16 protein-coding genes, 1 pseudogene and 2 riboswitches are annotated in these 18,882 nt (G+C 66.6%); of the genes and pseudogenes, 13 read left to right on the forward strand and 4 right to left on the reverse strand.

All coding sequences use genetic code 11. The features are described from left to right. Positions 1 to 8: 8 nt before the first annotated feature. Positions 9 to 1,238 carry a D-amino acid dehydrogenase gene (locus AC3WMU_RS01470; RefSeq protein WP_492281680.1) on the reverse strand — a complete coding sequence of 410 codons (1,230 nt, stop codon included), beginning with the start codon at positions 1,236 to 1,238 and terminating at the stop codon, positions 9 to 11. A 40-nt stretch (positions 1,239 to 1,278) separates the two neighbouring features. Further along, a riboswitch (glycine riboswitch) is annotated at positions 1,279 to 1,378 on the reverse strand. Continuing rightward, a riboswitch (glycine riboswitch) is annotated at positions 1,379 to 1,469 on the reverse strand. A 100-nt stretch (positions 1,470 to 1,569) separates the two neighbouring features. On the opposite strand from AC3WMU_RS01470, the gene ampC reads away from it, so the two are divergent. Then, positions 1,570 to 2,754: a class C beta-lactamase gene (gene ampC / locus AC3WMU_RS01475; protein WP_492281681.1), complete on the forward strand. Its 1,185-nt coding sequence runs from the start codon at positions 1,570 to 1,572 to the stop codon at positions 2,752 to 2,754. Here ampC and AC3WMU_RS01480 read toward each other — a convergent pair. The 3 genes from AC3WMU_RS01480 to AC3WMU_RS01490 all read right to left on the reverse strand — a co-directional run bounded on the left by AC3WMU_RS01480 (position 2,724) and on the right by AC3WMU_RS01490 (position 5,946). Beyond that, a complete protein-coding gene (locus AC3WMU_RS01480) occupies positions 2,724 to 3,767 on the reverse strand; it encodes a 3-hydroxybutyryl-CoA dehydrogenase (protein ID WP_492281682.1) in 1,044 nt (347 codons plus the stop codon). The genes ampC and AC3WMU_RS01480 overlap by 31 nt on opposite strands. Continuing rightward, positions 3,761 to 4,858, reverse strand: a complete 1,098-nt coding sequence (locus AC3WMU_RS01485) for an NAD/NADP octopine/nopaline dehydrogenase family protein (RefSeq protein ID WP_492281683.1) — start codon at positions 4,856 to 4,858, stop codon at positions 3,761 to 3,763. The genes AC3WMU_RS01480 and AC3WMU_RS01485 overlap by 7 nt, the downstream gene beginning before the upstream one ends. 104 nt (positions 4,859 to 4,962) lie before the next feature. Further along, a complete protein-coding gene (locus AC3WMU_RS01490) occupies positions 4,963 to 5,946 on the reverse strand; it encodes an AraC-like ligand-binding domain-containing protein (protein ID WP_006225736.1) in 984 nt (327 codons plus the stop codon). A gap of 120 nt (positions 5,947 to 6,066) precedes the next feature. On the opposite strand from AC3WMU_RS01490, the gene AC3WMU_RS01495 reads away from it, so the two are divergent. The 12 genes and pseudogenes from AC3WMU_RS01495 to AC3WMU_RS01550 all read left to right on the forward strand — a co-directional run bounded on the left by AC3WMU_RS01495 (position 6,067) and on the right by AC3WMU_RS01550 (position 18,879). Continuing rightward, entirely contained in the window at positions 6,067 to 7,443 is a 1,377-nt protein-coding gene (locus AC3WMU_RS01495) for a spinster family MFS transporter (protein WP_488704207.1), read from the forward strand. A gap of 173 nt (positions 7,444 to 7,616) precedes the next feature. Continuing rightward, positions 7,617 to 8,891: a Zn-dependent hydrolase gene (locus AC3WMU_RS01500; protein WP_492281684.1), complete on the forward strand. Its 1,275-nt coding sequence runs from the start codon at positions 7,617 to 7,619 to the stop codon at positions 8,889 to 8,891. Positions 8,892 to 9,085: 194 nt separating this feature from the next. Then, entirely contained in the window at positions 9,086 to 10,753 is a 1,668-nt protein-coding gene (locus tag AC3WMU_RS01505) for an ABC transporter substrate-binding protein (RefSeq protein WP_006225739.1), read from the forward strand. A gap of 62 nt (positions 10,754 to 10,815) precedes the next feature. Next, a complete protein-coding gene (locus tag AC3WMU_RS01510) occupies positions 10,816 to 11,769 on the forward strand; it encodes an ABC transporter permease (RefSeq protein WP_006225740.1) in 954 nt (317 codons plus the stop codon). Positions 11,770 to 11,773: 4 nt separating this feature from the next. Next, the gene (locus AC3WMU_RS01515; RefSeq protein WP_424624909.1) at positions 11,774 to 12,670 is read left to right on the forward strand and encodes an ABC transporter permease; all 897 of its coding nucleotides are present in this window, start codon (positions 11,774 to 11,776) and stop codon (positions 12,668 to 12,670) included. Next, positions 12,667 to 13,725 carry an ABC transporter ATP-binding protein gene (locus AC3WMU_RS01520; protein ID WP_006225742.1) on the forward strand — a complete coding sequence of 353 codons (1,059 nt, stop codon included), beginning with the start codon at positions 12,667 to 12,669 and terminating at the stop codon, positions 13,723 to 13,725. Before AC3WMU_RS01515 ends, AC3WMU_RS01520 begins: the two co-directional genes overlap by 4 nt. Further along, positions 13,722 to 14,708: an ABC transporter ATP-binding protein gene (locus AC3WMU_RS01525; RefSeq protein ID WP_006225743.1), complete on the forward strand. Its 987-nt coding sequence runs from the start codon at positions 13,722 to 13,724 to the stop codon at positions 14,706 to 14,708. Before AC3WMU_RS01520 ends, AC3WMU_RS01525 begins: the two co-directional genes overlap by 4 nt. A 103-nt stretch (positions 14,709 to 14,811) precedes the next feature. Continuing rightward, positions 14,812 to 15,705 (forward strand): DUF2242 domain-containing protein, encoded by an 894-nt coding sequence (locus AC3WMU_RS01530; RefSeq protein ID WP_424624911.1) that lies wholly within the window; start codon positions 14,812 to 14,814, stop codon positions 15,703 to 15,705. Between the two features lie 92 nt (positions 15,706 to 15,797). Further along, entirely contained in the window at positions 15,798 to 16,223 is a 426-nt protein-coding gene (locus AC3WMU_RS01535; RefSeq protein ID WP_006225745.1) for a CopD family protein, read from the forward strand. 253 nt (positions 16,224 to 16,476) lie between these two features. After that, positions 16,477 to 17,238, forward strand: a complete 762-nt coding sequence (locus tag AC3WMU_RS01540) for a MetQ/NlpA family ABC transporter substrate-binding protein (protein ID WP_052017901.1) — start codon at positions 16,477 to 16,479, stop codon at positions 17,236 to 17,238. A 1-nt stretch (position 17,239) separates the two neighbouring features. After that, a pseudogene (locus AC3WMU_RS01545) lies at positions 17,240 to 18,242 on the forward strand (methionine ABC transporter ATP-binding protein). Beyond that, complete coding sequence (locus AC3WMU_RS01550) at positions 18,223 to 18,879, forward strand: methionine ABC transporter permease (protein ID WP_280029571.1); 657 nt, start codon at positions 18,223 to 18,225, stop codon at positions 18,877 to 18,879. Before AC3WMU_RS01545 ends, AC3WMU_RS01550 begins: the two are co-directional and overlap by 20 nt. Positions 18,880 to 18,882 lie beyond the last annotated feature (3 nt).

The following is an 18,882-nucleotide window of genomic DNA, read 5'->3' on the forward strand; positions in this document are numbered from 1 at the left end:
GCGCCAGCTCAAGGCAGCGGCAGCGTCTTCCCGACGCTTGCCGCCAGCATCTGCGCGGTGGCCGCCGACAGGGTCCATCCCAGGTGGCCGTGGCCCGTGTTGTAGAACACGCCCGGGCGCTTGCCCGGGCCGACTCGCGGCATCATGTTGGGCGTCATGGGGCGCAGGCCGCACCAGGGCACCACGCGCGATGTCCGGATGTTGGGGAAATGCTTGCGCGTCCAGTCGATCAGCGGCTGCACGCGTTCTGCGCGGATGTCCATGTTGAAGCCGTTGAATTCCGCCGTGCCGGCCACGCGGAAACGGTCACCCAGCCGGCTGGTGACGATCTTGGCCGCTTCGTCCAGCAGGCTGACACGGGGGGCGGCGTCCCGGCTTTGCGCGTCGTCCAGGTGCACGCTGATGGAATAGCCCTTGACCGGATAGATGTTCAGCGTGTCGCCCATCTGTCGCGCGAACTTGCGGCTGACGGCGCCGGCGCAGATGACGACGGCATCGGTTTCGTGCTGCTCGCGCTGGGTGCCGCCTTCGCGCAGGACGTCCAGCACATAGGGACGGCTGTCGCGGCTGATCTGCTCGATGTCGGCGTCCTGCACGAACGTGACGCCATGGCGTTCGCACGCGCGCGCCAGGCCGCTCGTGAATTTGTGGATGTCGCCGGTGGCGTCCGACGGCGTGTAGAAGCCGCCGTGGCAATCCGTTTGCAGCGTGGGTTCGATATTGCGGGCTTCGCTGCCGGATACCGCGTACCGCTCCAGGCCGCCTGCCTGCAACAGCGCGTTCGAACGGCGGGCGGCGTCGAAGCTGGCCGCGTCGTGGTAGATGTGCAGGATGCCCCGGCGTTCCAGGTCGAAGTCGATGCCTTCGGCTTCGGCCATGTCGAAGAGATGCTGGCGTGCTTCGATGGCCAACCTCGTGGTGGCGATGGTGTTTTCGCGGTAGTTCGGGATCTGCGCCATGAACTGCGCCAGCCACGAATACTTGTGCCAGCTGAACTTGGGGTTCAGCAATAGCGGCGCGTTCTTGCGCCACATCCAGCGCAGGCCCTTCAGGACGGTGGCGGTGCTGTTCCAGACCTCGGCGTTGCTGGCCGACAGCTGGCCGCCATTGGCGTAGGACGTTTCCATGGCGGGATAGCGCTGGCGGTCGTAGACGGTGACCTGGTATCCCAGCTTGGACAAGGCATAGGCGGACGTGACGCCGGTGATACCGGCGCCAATGATGGCGATGCGGGGCATGATGGCTCCAGATTGAGTGGCCGCGGCCCGAACTGGCCGCCGCACCCCATCTGTCTTGGTACCTGAGAGCTTCACCCGCTGCGCTGATGACGGCGGGATCCCCTTCGGTGGGCGCGCACGGCGCCTCTCTCCAGATTGTCTAGACTCGCGCAGTCCTGTTGCCTGAGAGTTTCCGGGGCGGTTGCTCCGTCGGCGCCGGCCGCAAGGGCCAGTCTCTTCTGCGCGGTTTTGAATCGACGGAATAGAGAATAGCCAAGTTCTTGTCGAATGGGATTCAGGGTAAGTACTATGTCGGGCGGTCGGCAGCGGCTGGAAATGAAGGGATAGGACCATGAGAATGCAAGTTGAAAGTACCCGGCGCATCGCCTTGTCGGGGCTGGCGGTTTTGGCGCTGGGCGCAGGCGCTGCGCAGGCGTTTGCCGCGCCGACGCCTCCCGTAGACCCGACCACGGCCAGCCGCAGCATCGACGAAGCCGCGCAGGCCGTGATGCGCGAATACGGCGTGCCCGGCATGGCGATCGCCATCACGCGGGACGGCCGGCAGCAGTTCTACAGCTATGGCGTGGCCTCGCGCCAGACCCAGGCCAAAGTCAGCCGCGACACCCTGTTCGAGGTGGGCTCGATCAGCAAGACCTACACCGCGACCCTGGCGGCCTATGCCGAAGTGCTGGGCAAGCTGTCGTTGAACGACAGCCCCGCGCGCTTCCTGCCCGTCTTGCAGGGGTCGGATTTCGGGAAGCTGACGCTCGTCCATCTGGGCACGCATACCGGCGGAGGGTTTCCGTTGCAGGTGCCCGACGCCGTGCGCAACGACGCGCAGTTGATGGATTACCTGAAGGCCTGGAGGCCCCAGTACCCAGCGGGCACGTACCGCACCTATGCCAATCCCAGCATCGGGATGCTTGGGGTGGTGGCCGCCAAGAGCCTGGGCGAACCGTTCGCCAACGCCATGGAAAAGACGCTGTTTCCCAAATTGGGTTTGTCGCACACGTACATCGACGTGCCGGCCGCCGCGATGGGTGACTACGCTCAGGGCTACAACAAACAGGATGCGCCGGTGCGCGTGAATCCGGGCGTGCTGGCGGCGGAGGCCTATGGCGTGAAGACCAGCGCGCGCGACCTGCTGCGCTTTGTCGAGGCCAATCTGAATACGGCGGGCGACGCCGCTATCCAGCGCGCCGTCGCCCGCACGCACGTGGGCTATTACCGGATAGGGGACATGACGCAGGACCTGGCCTGGGAGCAGCTTGCCTATCCCGCCACGCTGGATGCGCTGTTGACAGCGAATGCGGGCACGCTGAACAGCCAGAGCCATCCGGCGGCCGCACTGAATCCCCCGCTTGCACCGCAGGATGCCGTGTGGATCAACAAGACGGGATCGACCAACGGCTTCGGGGCCTATGTGGCGTTCGTGCCGGCCAGGAAGGCGGGGGTCGTGATCCTGGCCAACAAGAACTATCCGAACGAGGCCCGCGTGCGGCTGGCCTACCGGATACTGGAAGAACTCGCGCGCTGAGCGTCAGCGGCGGTTTGGGGCTCGGCAGGGGCTGCGCCCGCGCGCGGCAGCAGTCCCATGATTTCCAGCCGCTGGCACAGCTGCCCCAGACGCTCCAATTTGTAGGCGTCCACGTCCACGCCGGCGTAGTCGTAAAAGCCCTGGGCGTCGCGCAGGCCGTTGCGGCCTTCCTGCATATTGCGAGCAATGACTTCAGGTGAGGCGAAGCGGGGGCCGATGGCTTCGGACAGGTAGCGCGAGGCGTAGTAAAGGATGTCGCCGCCGCCCCAATCGATGAATTCCAGCAAGCCCAGCACCGAAAAGCGCAGCCCGAAGCCCAGCCGGACGGCGGTATCGATGTCTTCGGCGCTGGCGACGCCTTCCTCCACCATGCGGGCGGCCTCGTTCATGGCAAGTGCCTGGATGCGGGGCACGATGTAGCCTGCGGACGGCGCGCACTGCACCGGCACCTTGCCCGCTTGGCGCAACGCCTCCAGCAGCTGCTGGGCGGCAGCGTCGCGCGTCTTGGGCCCCCGGCTGACTTCCACCAGCGGAATCAAGGCGGCGGGGTTCAACCAGTGCGCGTTCAGAAAGCGCTCGGGGTGCGGCACCAGTTCGGCCAGTTCGGTGACCAGGAAGGTGGACGTGGTGGATGCAATGACGGCGTCTGGCGTGCAGGTTTCCCCTAGCCATTGGAAGGCATCGCGCTTGGCGTCCAGCCGCTCCGGCACGGCCTCGAACACGATGCGCGCGCTTTGCAGGTCAGCCGTGGCGTCGTCGCGCCGACACAGCCGCACGCGGCCCATCACGGCATCCGCCTGGCCGGCGTCCAGCAGGCCCAGTTGGCCGAACGTGGCGAGCTCGCGGCGCAGGTTGGCCCGCACGCGGGCGTCGTGCGCGGATTGTTCTGTGGGCTGCCGCGGCTTGATGTCGATCAGCGTCACGTCCCGCCCGGCCAGCAGGTATGACAGGGTGATGCCTTCGCCCATGCGGCCGGCGCCGATCACGCAGATTCTGTCGGCCATGGTCAGCATCCTTGTGCCAGCAATTCGGCCATGCCACGGCGCGACAAGGCGTCCAGCCCCAGGCCTTCCAGGGTACGGCCTTCGGCGTACAGATCGCGTCCCGTGATGGCGCTGGCGACGCTCAGCAAGCCTTGCGCCACCGGGGTGGGCACGCCCGCCCACCGGCCGGCAGACACCAGGAACGACAGTCCTAGCCGCGTGTCTTCCAGCATGTAGCGGTGGGTATGCAGGTCGATGGTTTCGCGCCAGTCGCCGCTATCGGTCAGTTTGCCGTGGGCGCCGCGGCCGTACATCCATTCGTCGCCTTCGCGGGCGTAATGGTCGGCCAGCGGAAAGTGCGGCGCGGCATAGCCCAGGGCGACGCGGATGGCGATGCGTTCGGCGTCCAGCGCGTCGGTCACGCGGCGGATCGAGGCCTGCGTGCCTTCGTTGTGGATGTCCCACTTGTCGAAATGTTCCAGCGGGCCGGCGTTCATCATGATGAGGGGCGGGTGGATGATCGGGCCGGCATTCATCAGCGCACCGGACAGGCCGTCCTCGATGGGTTCGATGGCCGGATAGGCCTGCCGCAGCAGCGCCAGGGCTTCCTCCGACAGACGGCTGGGGAATACGCCCGTGGGCAGGCGGGTGGCGTAGCCGCTGATCACCACCTGGTTGCCGTGCTTGCGGGCCAGGTAGGGCAGCGTGCCGGTTTCCGCATAGGCGACGCGGGCCGGATTGCCCGCGTCTTTCTGGGCGCGGGCGAAGAGGTAGCTGCCGAAGGTGCCCGGCGGCAGGAACACGACCTGTCCATCGCGCAACAGCGGGCCAAGCGCCGGCGCCAGCGCCTGGTGCGTCGTGGCGGGTAGCGGGATGACCAATAGTTGCGCATGGGTCACCGCGTCTTCCAGAGCGTCCGTCAGCTGCAGATGACCGGGGCCCGCGCCCACCGGGACCTGGCGTGTGCCGCGGTAGTCGGTGACGGTCAACGCGCCCGCATCCCGCAAGCCCTGGAACGCGCTGCGGTCGCGGCGCCACCAGCGCACCTCATGCCCCTTTTCCGCCAGCTCGGCCGCCGCCGCATAGCAGCCGTGGCCGCCGCCTATTACGCTGATTCGCATGATCAAGCTCCTTCGATTGAAGCTTGATCCTAGCGGCGGCGCCAGGCGCGGGCTGCGCAAAATGCGCAAGCGCCGTTCCGATCCGGCAAGGGAATGGGCCGCGCTTATCCGCGATGCTGCCGCAAGGTGTCCGACGGCAGGCAGCCGTAGCGCTTGCGGTAATGCGTGGCGAAATGGCCGAAGCTCGTCACGCCATGGCGCAGCAGGATGTCGGTCACGCTGTCGCCCGTGCGCGCGGACTCAAGCGCCGCATGGACCAGCGCCAGGCGCTGATTGCGCACGTAGTCGCTGGGGCTTTGCTTGAGGAACTGCGTGAAGCCGTTCTGCAGCGTGCGAATCGACACGCCGCAGTGCGCCGCCAGATCCGCCAGCGAGATGGATTCGTCGACGTGGGTTTCGATGTATTCCCGTGCTCGGCGCACATGCTGGGGTAAAGGCTGCCTGCGATCGGCGCGCAGCAGGTCCGAATAATTGTGGGGCAACTGCGTCAGCAGCAGGGCCAGCAGATAGTCGGAGAAGCCTGCCGCCAGTGTCTGCGTCACGCCGTCGATCGCGGGGTGCTGGTACAGCCGGCACAGGTAGTCCAGCGTTTCGCGCACGGCGGCCAGGCCCGGTGCATCGGGGTCCACTTCCAGGTCGAACACCAGCGCATGGCGGATCGGCCGGTCCAGCAGGCGTTGCAACTGCTGTTCCAGCGCCTGCCGTTCCACGCGCAGGATCAGGTTGCGGCAATCCCGCCCGATGCTGATCACGCTGGGTTCCGAGGGCGACGAGATCGTCAGGCCGCCTTCACGCATGAGCGCGCGGCGCTTGCCCAGCGTGACCAGGCCGGAGCCTTGCAAGGTGATGCGGATCAGGTAATAGCTGGCGATGTCGCCGGCATCGATTTCGACTTCCGCGCCGTAGTGCAGGTCGAACAGCGCCGCGCTGCCGAAGAACACGCCGTACAGCCGTGACTGCAAGGGTTTCCCCTGAGCGACGCACATACGGTGCGACCACAGGTGCTGGCTGACCTGGTCCTTGATCTCGGTGGCGTTGCCCGAGTCCAGCAAGCAATGGCGGTTCAGCGGATAGGTGTCGTTGAACATGCTTTCCTGCGCGGTGGGAACAGTCGTTGCGTCCGGCGTATAGAGTCCGGTTGCGCAAAGACCTACAACAGATGGACAAACGGGACGCAGCCCGATCCCGGCACACTCCAAGGGAAAAACATGACTGACGCCACCCGGCAGCAAGGGACAAGACGAAGCTACGCCTACGAGTGGTACGTCGTCGTGATATGCATGCTAGCGTACATATTTTCCTTCGTCGACAGACAGATCCTGGCGCTGATGATCGAACCCATCAAGCACGATCTGCAGCTGTCCGACACGCAATTCAGCCTGCTGCACGGCCTGGCGTTTTCCTTGTTCTACGCCTTCATGGGCATTCCGATCGCCTTGCTGGCCGACCGCTATTCGCGGCCGAAGATCATCGCGATCGGGGTGGCGTTCTGGAGCCTGGCCACGGCCGCCTGTGGGCTGTCGCGCAATTTCGCGCAGATGTTCCTGGCGCGCATCGGCGTGGGCGTGGGCGAAGCCGCCTTGTCGCCCGCCACCTATTCCATGCTTAGCGACATGTTCCCGCGTGAGAAGCTGGGGCGTGCGGTGGGTATCTATTCGATCGGGTCGTTCATCGGCGGCGGCATGGCCTTCCTGATCGGCGGCTATGTCATCGACTTGCTGAAAAGCGTGGACACCGTGGTGGTGCCGTGGATCGGCGCGATGCGGCCCTGGCAGGTCACGTTCTTCATCGTGGGCTTGCCCGGCCTGTTGGTGGCGCTGCTGATCCTGTTGACGGTGCGCGATCCCCAGCGGCTGGGCCTGCGCCGCAATGCCGCGGGCCAGGCGCAAAAGCCCACGCTGCGCGACACCGTCCGCTTCCTGGGCCGGCACCGGGGCACGTTCTTCTGCCATTACCTGGGCTTTTCGTTCTATGCCATGGTGCTGTTTGCGCTGCTGGGCTGGACGCCCGCGTTCTACATACGGAAGTTCGGCATGTCGCCGGTCGAGGTGGGCTACATGCTGGGTGTGGTGGTGCTGGTGGCCAACACCGCGGGCGTGTTCTGCGGCGGCTGGCTGATGGACTGGCTGGCCAAGCGCGGTTACAGCGATGCGCCCTTGCGCGCCGGCGTGATCGGCGCCGTCGGCATGGCCTTGCCCGCGGTGGCCTTTACTCAGGTGGACAGCCTGTGGCTGTCGGTGGGTCTGCTGCTGCCCGCGATGTTCTTCGCATCGTTTCCCATGCCGACGTCCACGGCGGCCATGCAGATCCTGCCGCCCAACCAGATCCGCGCGCAGGTGTCGGCCCTGTTCCTGCTGATCTCGAATCTGATCGGCCTGGGGCTGGGAACCACGGCGGTCGCGTTGCTGACCGACCGCCTGTTTAAGCAGCCGGCGGCGGTGGGGCAGTCGCTCTCCATCCTGGTGGGCGGCGCGACGGTGCTGTGCATCGTGTTGCTGGCCGCGGGGTGCGCCCGCTACCGGCGCAGCCTGGCGTTGGAGGACAGCACGCAGGCGGCCTTGCGGCCTGCGCAGGTGATGCCCTGAACGGATAGGAAGGCAGGGTATGGGGGCGCACGCGACCTGTACAGGCGGACGGCAACGACCTGTACAGTGAGGCCGGCGCGATGTGATTGTGTATTTGCAGGGCGCTGGTACACAGTCAAGAATGGCCCGTACCGATGCCGCATGCCGCGGCCGTCCCCTGAACAGGAACTCCCATGACGCTTGCCTCCGCAACCCCCACCCTGGCCGACCTGCGCGTGGATGGCGCGCGCTTATGGCAATCCTTGATGGACCTGGCTCGCATCGGCGGCACCGAGAAAGGCGGCGTGTGCCGGCTGGCGCTGACCGACCTGGACCGGCAGGGCCGGGACCTGTTCGTCAATTGGGCGATGGACGCCGGCTGTGAGGTGCGCGTCGACGCCATCGGCAATATCTTCGCGCGCCGGCCAGGGCGCGACAACCGCCTGCCCGTGGTCATGACGGGCAGTCATATCGACACCCAACCCACCGGCGGAAAATTCGACGGCAACTACGGCGTGCTGGCTGGCCTGGAGGTGCTGCGCACGCTGAACGACGCCGGGGTGCAGACCGAGGCGCCGCTGGAACTGGCGGTATGGACCAATGAAGAGGGGTCGCGCTTCGTGCCGGTGATGATGGGCTCTGGCGTGTATGCCGGCGCCTTCACGCTGGAGCACGCGCTGTCGCAACAGGACCGGGATGGTGTGAGCGTGCGCCAGGCCTTGAGCGACATCCGCTACGACGGCGACGCCGCCGTGCCGCCGGCGCAGCCGGACGGCGTGGGCGCGTACTTCGAGGCGCATATCGAGCAAGGCCCGGTGCTGGAAGCGGCCGATACCGTGATTGGCGTGGTGACGGCCGCCCTGGGCCAGCGCTGGTACGACGTGGTGCTGACAGGCGTGGAAGCACATGCGGGCCCCACGCCCATGCCGCTGCGCCGCGACGCCTTGCTGGCCGCATCCGACCTGGTGCTGGCCGTGAACGAGATCGCGCTGGCGCACGCGCCGGATGCGCGCGGCACTGTGGGCTGGATGGACGTGTTTCCGAATTCCCGCAATGTCATACCCGGCCGCGTGCGCATGACGGTGGACTTGCGCGCGGCCGACGACGCCACGCTGTCCGCCATGGACGCCGCGTTGCGCGCAGCGGTGGATACCGCGGCGTCGGCCCGGGGCGTTGCCGCCCAGGTGGAGCAAGTGGTGTACTTCGCGCCGCAGCCTTTCGCTCCCGTGTTGGTGGATTCGGTACGCGAAGGCGCCAAGTCCTTGTCGCTGTCGGCCATGGACGTGGTCAGCGGGGCAGGGCATGACGCCGTGTACCTGGCGCGCGTGGCGCCCGCCGCGATGATCTTCGTGCCCTGCAAGGACGGCATCAGCCACAACGAGATCGAGGACGCGCGCCCCGAGCACCTGGAGGCGGGATGCAATGTCCTGCTGCGCGCCATGCTGGCGCAAGCCGGCGTGGCGGCATGATCCGCTGACGCGCATGCCCGCACCACGGCGGCGCACGCTGCGCTGACGTGGTGCCGCCGGCCACGGGCCCACGCCGTTCCTGACTGCATTTCCCGGGGCCTGCCCCGGGCGCTCCGATGCCCTGCACATGGCACAGAACTTGCTTATACAAATTCTGTGTACTAACTCTGTGCACGTGTACCTGGAGAACCACAATGCAGACACGGAGTATCCGCATCAAATCCCTGGCCGCCGCGCTCGCGCTGACGGCAGCGGGCGCCACCGCCTTCTCGCCGGCCACGGCGCATGCCGAAAAGGTGCTGCGCATCGGTATGACGGCGGGCGACATCCCGCGCACGCTGGGCCAGCCTGACCAGGGGTTCGAGGGCAACCGCTTCACCGGTATTCCGATGTACGACGGCCTGACCCAGTGGGACCTGTCCAAGCAGGACGGCCCCAGTGTGCTGATTCCCGGCCTGGCCCTGTCCTGGGACGTGGATGCCGCCGATAAGACCAAGTGGGTGTTCAAGCTGCGCCCAGGCGTGAAGTTCCATGATGGGTCGGACTTCAATGCGGACGCGGTGGTGTGGAACGTGGGCAAGGTGCTCGACAAGAGCGCGCCGCAGTTCGATCCCAGCCAGGTGGGCGTGACGGCTTCGCGTATGCCGACGCTGGTGTCTGCCCGGAAAATCGACGACCTGACGGTGGAGCTGACCACGTCCGAGCCCGATTCGTTCCTGCCGATCAACCTGACCAACCTGTACATGGCGTCGCCTGCGCAATGGCAGAAGAAGCTGGCCGCGGTTCCGGCGTCGGTGACGGACGCCGCCGAGCGCTCGCAGAAGGCCTGGGCCGCGTTTGCGGCCGACGCCGCAGGCACCGGCCCCTTCAAGATGGCCAAGTTCGTGCCGCGCGAACGGCTGGAAGTCGTGAAGTACGACGGGTACTGGGACGAGAAGCGCCGGCCGAAGATCGACCGCGTGGTGATGCTGCCGCTGCCCGAAGCCAACTCGCGCACGGCCGCGCTGATGTCCGGCCAGGTCGATTGGATCGAGGCGCCCGCGCCCGACGCTTTCGACGCGATCAAGGCTCGGGGTTTCGTCATCTATTCCAATGAGCAGCCGCACGTGTGGCCGTGGCAACTGTCGTTCAAGGAAGGGTCTCCGTGGTTGGACCAGCGCGTGCGCCAGGCCGCCAACCTGTGCGTGAACCGGGGCGAACTGAAGCAGCTGCTGGGAGGCATGATGGCCGAGCCCAAGGGCACGGTGCCGCCGGGCCATCCCTGGTGGGGCAACCCCAAGTTCGACATCAGGTATGACCCTGACGCCGCCCGCAAGCTGATGGCCGAAGCGGGGTATTCCAAGGCCAAGCCCGTGAAGGTCAAAGTGCAGACCTCGGCCTCGGGCTCGGGCCAGATGCAGCCCCTGCCCATGAACGAGTTCGTGCAGCAGAACCTGAAAGACTGCTACTTCGACGTGAGCTTCGACGTGGTGGAGTGGAACACGCTGTTCACTAACTGGCGCAAGGGCGCCAAGGACCCGTCAGCCAACGGCAGCGACGCCATCAACGTCAGCTTCGCGGCCATGGATCCGTTCTTCGCCATCGTGCGCTTCGTCAGCACCAAGACTTTCCCGCCCACGTCGAACAACTGGGGCTATTTCGGCAACGCCGAGATCGACGGCTTGATCAAGGACGCGCGCACGACGTTCACGCCCACAGAACGCGACGCCGCGCTCGCCAAGCTGCATGCGCGCGTGGTCGAAGAGGCGCCGTTCGTCTGGATTGCGCATGACGTCGGCCCGCGGGCCATGTCGCCGAAGGTCAAGGGCGTGGTGCAGCCCAAGAGCTGGTTCATCGATATCGCCACGATGTCGATGGATTGACCCTGAACGCGGGAAGGACGGCGCCCGGCGCGGCGTCCTTCCCGCACTAGCCGGTGACGCCTATGCTGTCTTACATTTTCCGGCGCGTGGTGTACGCCCTGCCCATCATGGTGGGGGTCGCGCTGCTCTGTTTCCTGTTGATCCACCTGGCGCCCGGCGATCCGCTGGTATCCATCCTGCCGCCCGACGCATCAGCCGACCTGCAGCGGCAACTGATGCAGCTCTACGGCTTCGATCGTCCGCTCGTCGAGCAGTTCGCGGGCTGGCTGTGGCGCGCGCTGCATGGCGATCTGGGCACCTCGATCGCTACCGGCCGCCCCGTTGCCGCCGAAGTGCTGAACGCCGTGGGCAATACGCTGCGGCTGGCCTGTCTGGCGACGATGCTGGGTTTTGTCGTGGGAGCGTTCCTGGGTTTCGTGGGCGGCTATTACCGCAACTCACCGATGGACCGCGTCGCCTCGTTCGTGTCCGTCGTCGGCGTCAGCGTGCCGCACTATTGGCTGGGCATGGTCCTGGTCATCGTGTTCTCGACCCAACTGATGTGGCTGCCGCCTACCGGCGCGGGCCCGGGCGGTTCGGGGGAGTGGGTGGCGGACTGGGCGCATTTCCGCCACATGATCCTGCCCGCCGTGACCATGTCGGTGATCCCGATGGGCATCATCGCCCGCACCGTGCGCGCGCTGGTGGCTGAGACCCTGTCGCAGGAATTCGTGGTGGGGCTGCGCGCGCGCGGGCTGACCGACCTGGGCGTCTTCCTGCACGTGGCCAAGAACTGCGCGCCCACCGCGCTGGCCGTGATGGGCCTGCAGCTGGGTTACCTGCTGGGCGGCTCCATTCTGATCGAAACCGTCTTTTCCTGGCCGGGCACGGGCTTTCTGCTCAACGCAGCCATCTTCCAGCGCGACCTGCCGCTGCTGCAGGGCACGATCCTGGTGCTGGCGCTGTTCTTCGTGGTCTTGAACCTGGCCGTCGACATCCTGCAAGGCCTGTTCGACCCGCGTATCGAAAGGAGCTGATCGCATGACCGATTCCCTTGCAAGCCTGGCGGCCGTCCCGGCCGTGGCGCCGGTGGCGCGGTCGCCCGGTTACTGGTCCAACGTGCTGCGCCGCCTGCGGCGCGATCCGGTGGCGCTGGCCGCCGGCGCTGTCATCCTGGCGCTGATCGTCATGGCGATCCTGGCGCCCTGGATCTCGCCGGCGGACCCGTTCCAGGCGTCGATGCTCAAGCGCCTGCGGCCCATCGGCACCGAAGGCTATCCGCTGGGCGCCGACGAACTGGGGCGCGACATGCTGTCGCGCCTGATGCTGGGCGCGCGCCTCTCGTTGTTCATGGGCATCGTGCCGGTGATCGCGGCCTTCGTGGTGGGTAGCGCCATCGGCATCCTGGCGGGCTACGCGGGCGGCTGGACCAGCACGCTGATCATGCGGGTGGTGGACGTGTTCTACGCGTTTCCGTCCGTGCTGCTGGCGATCGCCTTGTCCGGCACGCTGGGGGCGGGCATCTTCAACGCCATCGTGTCGCTGACCGTCGTCTTCATCCCGCAGGTCGTGCGTGTGGCCGAAAGCGTCACCGCGCAAGTTCGCCGCAGCGACTACGTTGACGCGGCGCGGGCGTCGGGCGCCTCGCCCTTCACGATCGTGCGGGCGCACGTGCTGTCCAACGTGCTGGGTCCGATCTTCGTGTATTCCACCAGCCTGATCTCGGTGTCCATGATCCTGGCCTCGGGCCTGTCGTTCCTGGGCCTGGGCGTGCGGCCGCCGGAACCCGAATGGGGGCTGATGCTCAACACGCTACGCACCGCGATCTACACGCAGCCCTGGGTGGCGGCGTTGCCCGGCGTGATGATCTTCATCACGTCCATGTCATTCAACCTGCTGTCCGACGGGCTGCGGTCCGCCATGGAGGTCAAGGAATGAGCGCACTGATCGAGACGGCACGCGCCGCCCACGGCGATGTGGGCGGGCCGGCCCAGCCGCTGCTGAGCGTGCGTGGGCTGGTCAAGCACTTTCCGCTGAAGCGGGACCCGCTGTCGCGCAAGCGGGGCGGCAACGCCGTGCGTGCGGTGGACGGCGTTGACTTCGACGTGAAGAAAGGCGAAACCCTGGGCGTGGTGGGGGAGTCGGGCTGCGGCAAGTCCACCACCGCACGGCTCGTGATGCAACTGATCACCCAGGATCGCGGCGAACTGGTGTTTGACGGCATGGCGGTCGGCTCGCGGGCACTGGCGCTGCGCGAATTCCGCCGCCAGACGCAGATGGTGTTCCAGGACAGCTATTCGTCGTTGAACCCGCGCATGACCATCGAAGATTCGGTCGCCTTCGGCCCGCTGGTGCACGGCACGCCCAGGAACGATGCCATTGCGGTGGCGCGCGGACTGCTGGGGCGCGTGGGGCTGGAGCCGCAGCGCTTCGCCGGCCGCTATCCGCACGAACTGTCCGGCGGGCAGCGCCAACGCGTGAACATCGCGCGTGCGCTGGCGCTCCATCCGCGTCTCGTCATCCTGGATGAAGCGGTCTCTGCGCTGGACAAGTCCGTCGAGGCGCAGGTACTGAACCTGCTGCTGGACCTGAAGGACGATTTCGGGCTGACGTACATGTTCATCAGCCACGACCTGAATGTGGTGCGGTACATCTCTGACCGCGTGATGGTCATGTACCTGGGCGAAGTCGTCGAACTCGGCCCCGTGGATCAAGTGTTCGACGCGCCGCGTCACCCCTATACGCAAGCCTTGCTGCGATCCATGCCGTCGATGGAGCCGGGGCAGCGCACCGAATCCGCGCCCTTGTCGGGCGACCCGCCCAACCCTATCGATCCGCCCTCGGGTTGCCGCTTCCACACGCGCTGCGCCCAGGCGCGCGCCGTCTGTGCGCAGCAGGCGCCCGACCTGACGCGGCAGGGCGACGGCCATGCCGTGCGCTGCCTGATCCATCAACCCGATTCCGGCTACGCCGCCTCAGGAGCGCTGGCATGACGTCCGCCCCGCAACCGCTTGTCAGTATCCGCAACCTGGAAGTCGCTTTCCAGGCCGGCGCGAAGACCGTGCATGCGCTTAATGGCGTGAACCTGGAAGTCGGCCGTGGCGAGGCCGTGGCGCTGATCGGCGAATCGGGCTCGGGCAAAAGCGTAACGTTGCGCGCGCTGATGCGGCTGCATCCGCCGCGCCGCACGCGCATGCGCGGCCGGATGCAGGTGGACGGGCGCGACGTGCTGGCGATGAACTCGCGCGAACTGGCGGCCATGCGCGGGCCGGTGGTGTCCATGGTGTTCCAGGAACCGCTGCTGGCGCTGGATCCGGTCTACACCGTGGGCCGCCAGATCGAAGAAATGGTGCGCCGGCATACGGGCAAGACGGCCGCCGAAGCGCGTGCGCAGGCCTTGTCGTTGTTCGAACGGGTGCGAATCCCCAGCCCGGAGCGCCGCCTGCAGGCCTATCCGCACGAGATGTCCGGCGGCATGCGTCAGCGCGCGATGATCGCGCTGGCCCTGTCGTGCAATCCGAAGGTACTGCTGGCCGATGAGCCCACGACCGCGCTGGACGCCACCGTCCAGATCCAGATTCTGCTGCTGTTGCGCGAATTGCAGCGCGAACTGGGCCTGTCCATCATCTTCGTGACCCATGACATCGGCGCGGCCGCCGAAATCGCGGACCGCGTCGCCGTCATGTATGGCGGCCGGATCGTCGAGCAAGGCACGGTCGCCGACCTGTTGCGGGCACCGCGCCACCCCTACACGCAGGCTTTGCTGAAGGGCAGGGCGCACGGCGCGATGCGTAAAGGGCAACGACTTGAAACCATTCCGGGCTCCCCGCCTGATCTGGCTGCCTTGCCGCCTGGCTGTTCGTTCGCGCCGCGTTGCAGCTTGGCGCAGCCGCGCTGCCAGGCGACGGTGCCCGATATCGAGCCCGTGGCGGCGGGGCACGAGGTACGGTGCATCCGGGTGGCCGAGACCCAGTAGCGGCGGCAAACCTGTTTCAACCTATCACCGGCGCAATCTGTCCCTGATATGGATTTTCATTCTTGGCCGATAATGCTTGCTGTTGCTCCCAGCCGGACCCCTTATGCCCTGCTTTACCCGTCGTGTTGCTTTGCCTCTGTTCGCCATCCTGTCGGCCGTTTTGGCGGGATGTACCTCCCCTAAACCGGCCTATGAACGCGAGGACTTCACCCAGAACGACGTGTTTTCCCGCACGTTCCCCACCGCCAGCACCACCGCCTGCGACGCCGGCCGCCGCGCCTTGCTGAGCCAGGGCTACAACATCGACCGGTTCGATCCGGCGCGGGTGTCGGGGCACAAGAATTTCCAGGGTGAAGATGGGCTGCATACCCAGATCAATTTCAATATCGACTGCGCCTCGGATGGCAGCGCCAACCAGCGCGCCACGGTATTCGCCAATGCCGTGCAGGATCGCTATTCGATCAAGCGCACGAGCAGTTCCGCCAGCGTGGGCGTGAGCGTGCTGGGGCAGGTGTCGATGCCGTTCGGGTCCAGCGATGATTCGCTGGTGAAGACGGCCAGCCAGACCGTGTCGCGCCCCAAGTTCTACGAAGGGTTCTTCCAGCTGCTGCAGCGCTTCCTGCCGGACGCCGAAGCCGCCGCTGCGCCGCATGTGCCGTCGCCGGCCCGTGCACGCGCCAACCCGGGCAAGCCGCAGGCGGCGCCGGCGGATCCGGTGGTCGCGCCGGACGCGCCGGCCGACACCCTGAACCCGGCCCTCGCCAATGGCACCCCGGCGGCAGCCGACAAGACGTCGCCCGCGGCGGAACCGAATCACGCGGCAACGCCGTCCGCGTCGGGCAATTCGGAAGCGGGGACTGCCGCGCCTGCGACCGCACCGGCCACGGCGCCTGCCGCCACGCCTGCAACCCCGCCCGCAGCCACCCCGGCCGTGCAGGCGCCGGCCCCTGGCGCGACGCCCGCCGCAACGCCCGCTGCGCCCGCGTCCGGCAACTAGCCCGGTCCGTGCGTCGCGCCGGTTTGCCTTGGCGCAATCCGGCGCGGGCTTTCGGCGCCTCAGGCCGCACGCCAGCGGTGATAATGCCGGCCATGACATACCAACTTCTCAAGATGGCCCACGTAGCGGCCGTCGTCGCCTGGATCGTCGGATCGCTGTTCGTCTCCCTGTTCCTGTTGTCGTCGCAGCCGCAAGACGGCGATGACGCGCCCAAGGAACGCAAGATGCTGGGTGCGCTGCGCCGGTGGACGCTGTGGGTGACCACGCCGGCGATGGTCATCTCCTGGATGATCGGCCTGCACCTGGCGATGACCTTCGGCTGGTTCGCGATGAACTGGATCTGGATCAAGGTCGGCTGCGCGCTGGCTTTGTCCGCCTTGCTGGGCATCCAGAGCGCCGCGTTGCGCCGTATGGCGCAGGGCAGCCCGAAACGGCCGCCGGCGGTGGATCTCTACGCGCCGTTCACCGTCATCGCCTGCGCGGTCATCGTGACACTGGTCGTCGTCAAGCCGTTCTGATGCGGCACGGGCGGCTTATGCCGCCGCGCCATATCCAAAGATCCCCGTAATAAGGACTCAACGAAGTATTCGTTCGTGCCCGTCGGGGCCCTCCCTAGAATCGTCTCTCTCATAACTGCATTGACTTAGAGGCGATTCCATCATGACTACCCGTTTTCTAGGTGCGCGCACCGCGCAGGGCAACACCCCGCCCGTCAAGCGGACGCGGCTCGTCCTCAAAACGCTGTTGGGCGCCGTGCTGGCATCCGCCGCGATGTTCCATGGCCCGGCGTTCTCCGCGGATCCCAAGCCTCTGAAAGTGGGCGTGCGCGGCGGGGTGGACGAGCAGATCTGGGAAGTGGTGACGCAGGTGGCCAAGAAGAACGGCCTGGCCGTTGAGCCCGTCGTCATCACGGGCACCGCCAGCCCCAACGAAGCGCTGAACAACGGCGACCTGGAAGCCAACGCCTTCCAGCACATTCCTTTCCTGAACGACCAGATCAAGCAGCGCGGCTATAAGCTGGTGCCGGTGGCGAACACGCTGATCTCGCCCATCGCCTTCTATTCCAAGAAGTACAAGTCGCTGAAAGAGCTGCCGGACGGCGCCCGCGTCGGCATCCCGAACGACCCCAGCAACCAGACCCGCGCGCTGGTGATTCTGCGCGATCAAGGTCTGATCACGCTGAAGGAAGGGTTCGACCCGGCAACCGGCACCGCTACGCTGGCCGATGTGACCTCCAACCCCAAGAAGCTGAATTTCGTGGAAAGCGCCTCCGTCGTGCTGGCGCGTTCGCTGCCGGACGTGGACACCGCCGCCATCGTCAACAGCTTCGCCTACCAGGCGGGCCTGATCGCCACGCGCGACGGCATTGCGGTGGAGAAGAAGGAAAACAATCCTTACGTGAACATCATTGCCGTGCGCGAAAAGGACAAGAACGCGCCGTGGGTGCCCGAGCTGATCAAGGCCTACCACTCTGAAGAAGTCCGCCAGTTCATCCTGAGCAAGTACGAAGGCTCCGTGATCCCGGTCTTCTGAGATGCAGCACGAATTCTCCTACCCCGGCTCGGCGGTAGCGGCCGGGTCGCCTGCTGGGCCGGACGCCCACATCGTTTTCGACGGGCTGCAAAAGCGTTATCAAAGCCCGCAAGGCGCGGTGGCGGCGCTGTCTGATGTGTCGTTCTCGGTGGCGCGGGGCGAGGTCTTCGGAATCATCGGGCGCAGCGGCGCGGGCAAGTCCACGCTGCTGCGGTCCATCAACATGCTGGAACGCCCCTCCGCCGGCCGCGTGCTGGTCGACGGGGTGGACGTGGGCCAACTGGACGAAGACGGGCTGGTGGGCCTGCGCCGCCGCATCGGCATGATCTTCCAGCACTTCAATCTGCTGTCGGCCAAGACGGTGGCCGAAAACGTTGCGCTGCCGCTGCGCGTGGCCGGCGTGAAGCCCGCCGCCGCACGCGCGCGCGCTGGTGCATGAGCCGGAAATCCTGTTGTGCGACGAAGCCACGTCCGCGCTGGACCCGGAGACCACGCAATCCATCCTGGCGCTGCTGCAGGACATCAACCGCAAGCTGGGGCTGACGGTGGTGCTCATCACGCACGACATGGCAGTGATCCGCGAAGTCTGCCACCAGGTGCTGGTGCTGGACGGCGGCCGCAAGGTGGAGCAAGGCGAGGTCTGGCGCGTATTCGGCAACCCGCAGGCGGACGCCACGCGCGCGCTCCTGCGCCCCTTGCAGCACGAACTGCCCGCGGACCTGGCGGCCCGGCTGGTGCCCGACTTGCAGGGCCGCGATGGCGTTGCCGTACTGCGGCTGCGTTTCACTGGGCAGGGTCGGCCTGACGGCGTGTCGCTGCAGGCCTTGGCGGCAATGGGGCCGGGCGCCACCTTGCTGCATGGCGGACTGGACCGGTTGCGCGGCCATGCGCAGGGCAGTCTGCTGGTGTCGGTGCCCGCGGGCGCATTACAGGAAGAGGCCGCGCGCGCCGCGCTGGTGGCCGATCAGATAAAGGTGCTGGGGTATGTCGCTGCCGATGCTTGATAAATACCTGCAGGCGTTCCTGCAGACCCTGGCGATGGTGAGCGTCTCCGCCGTCATCGCGATCGTGTCGGGCCTGGCGCTGGCCGTGGTGCTGACGGTGACCGCGCCCGGCAACCTGTACCCCAAGCCGCGCTTGAACAAGGTGCTGTCGATCACGGTGAACACGTTCCGCGCCATCCCCTTCATCATCTTGCTGGTGGCCATGCTGCCGTTCACGCGCTTCCTGGTGGGCACCACGTTGGGAACCTGGGCGGCCATCGTGCCGCTGTCGGCCAACCTGGTGCCGTTCTTTGCGCGGATCGCGCAGGTCAGTCTGAATGATGTGGATCACGGGCTGGTGGAGGCGGCGCGCGCGATGGGCTGCCGGCGCTGGCACATCGTGCGCCACGTGCTGTTGCCCGAGGCCTTACCCGGCATCATCGGCGGCATGACGGTCAGCGTCATCGCCATGATCAACGCATCGGCCATGGCCGGCGCCGTGGGCGCCGGCGGCTTGGGCGACCTGGCGATCCGCTACGGCTACGAGCGTTATGAAACCCGCGTGATGTTCGAGGTGATCGTGATCCTGATCGCGCTGGTGTCGATCGTGCAGTTCACCGGTGAATGGCTGTCGCGCCGGGCCGACCACAAGCGGTAGGCA

The organism is Achromobacter sp. FW305-C-13 (genome assembly GCF_058783475.1).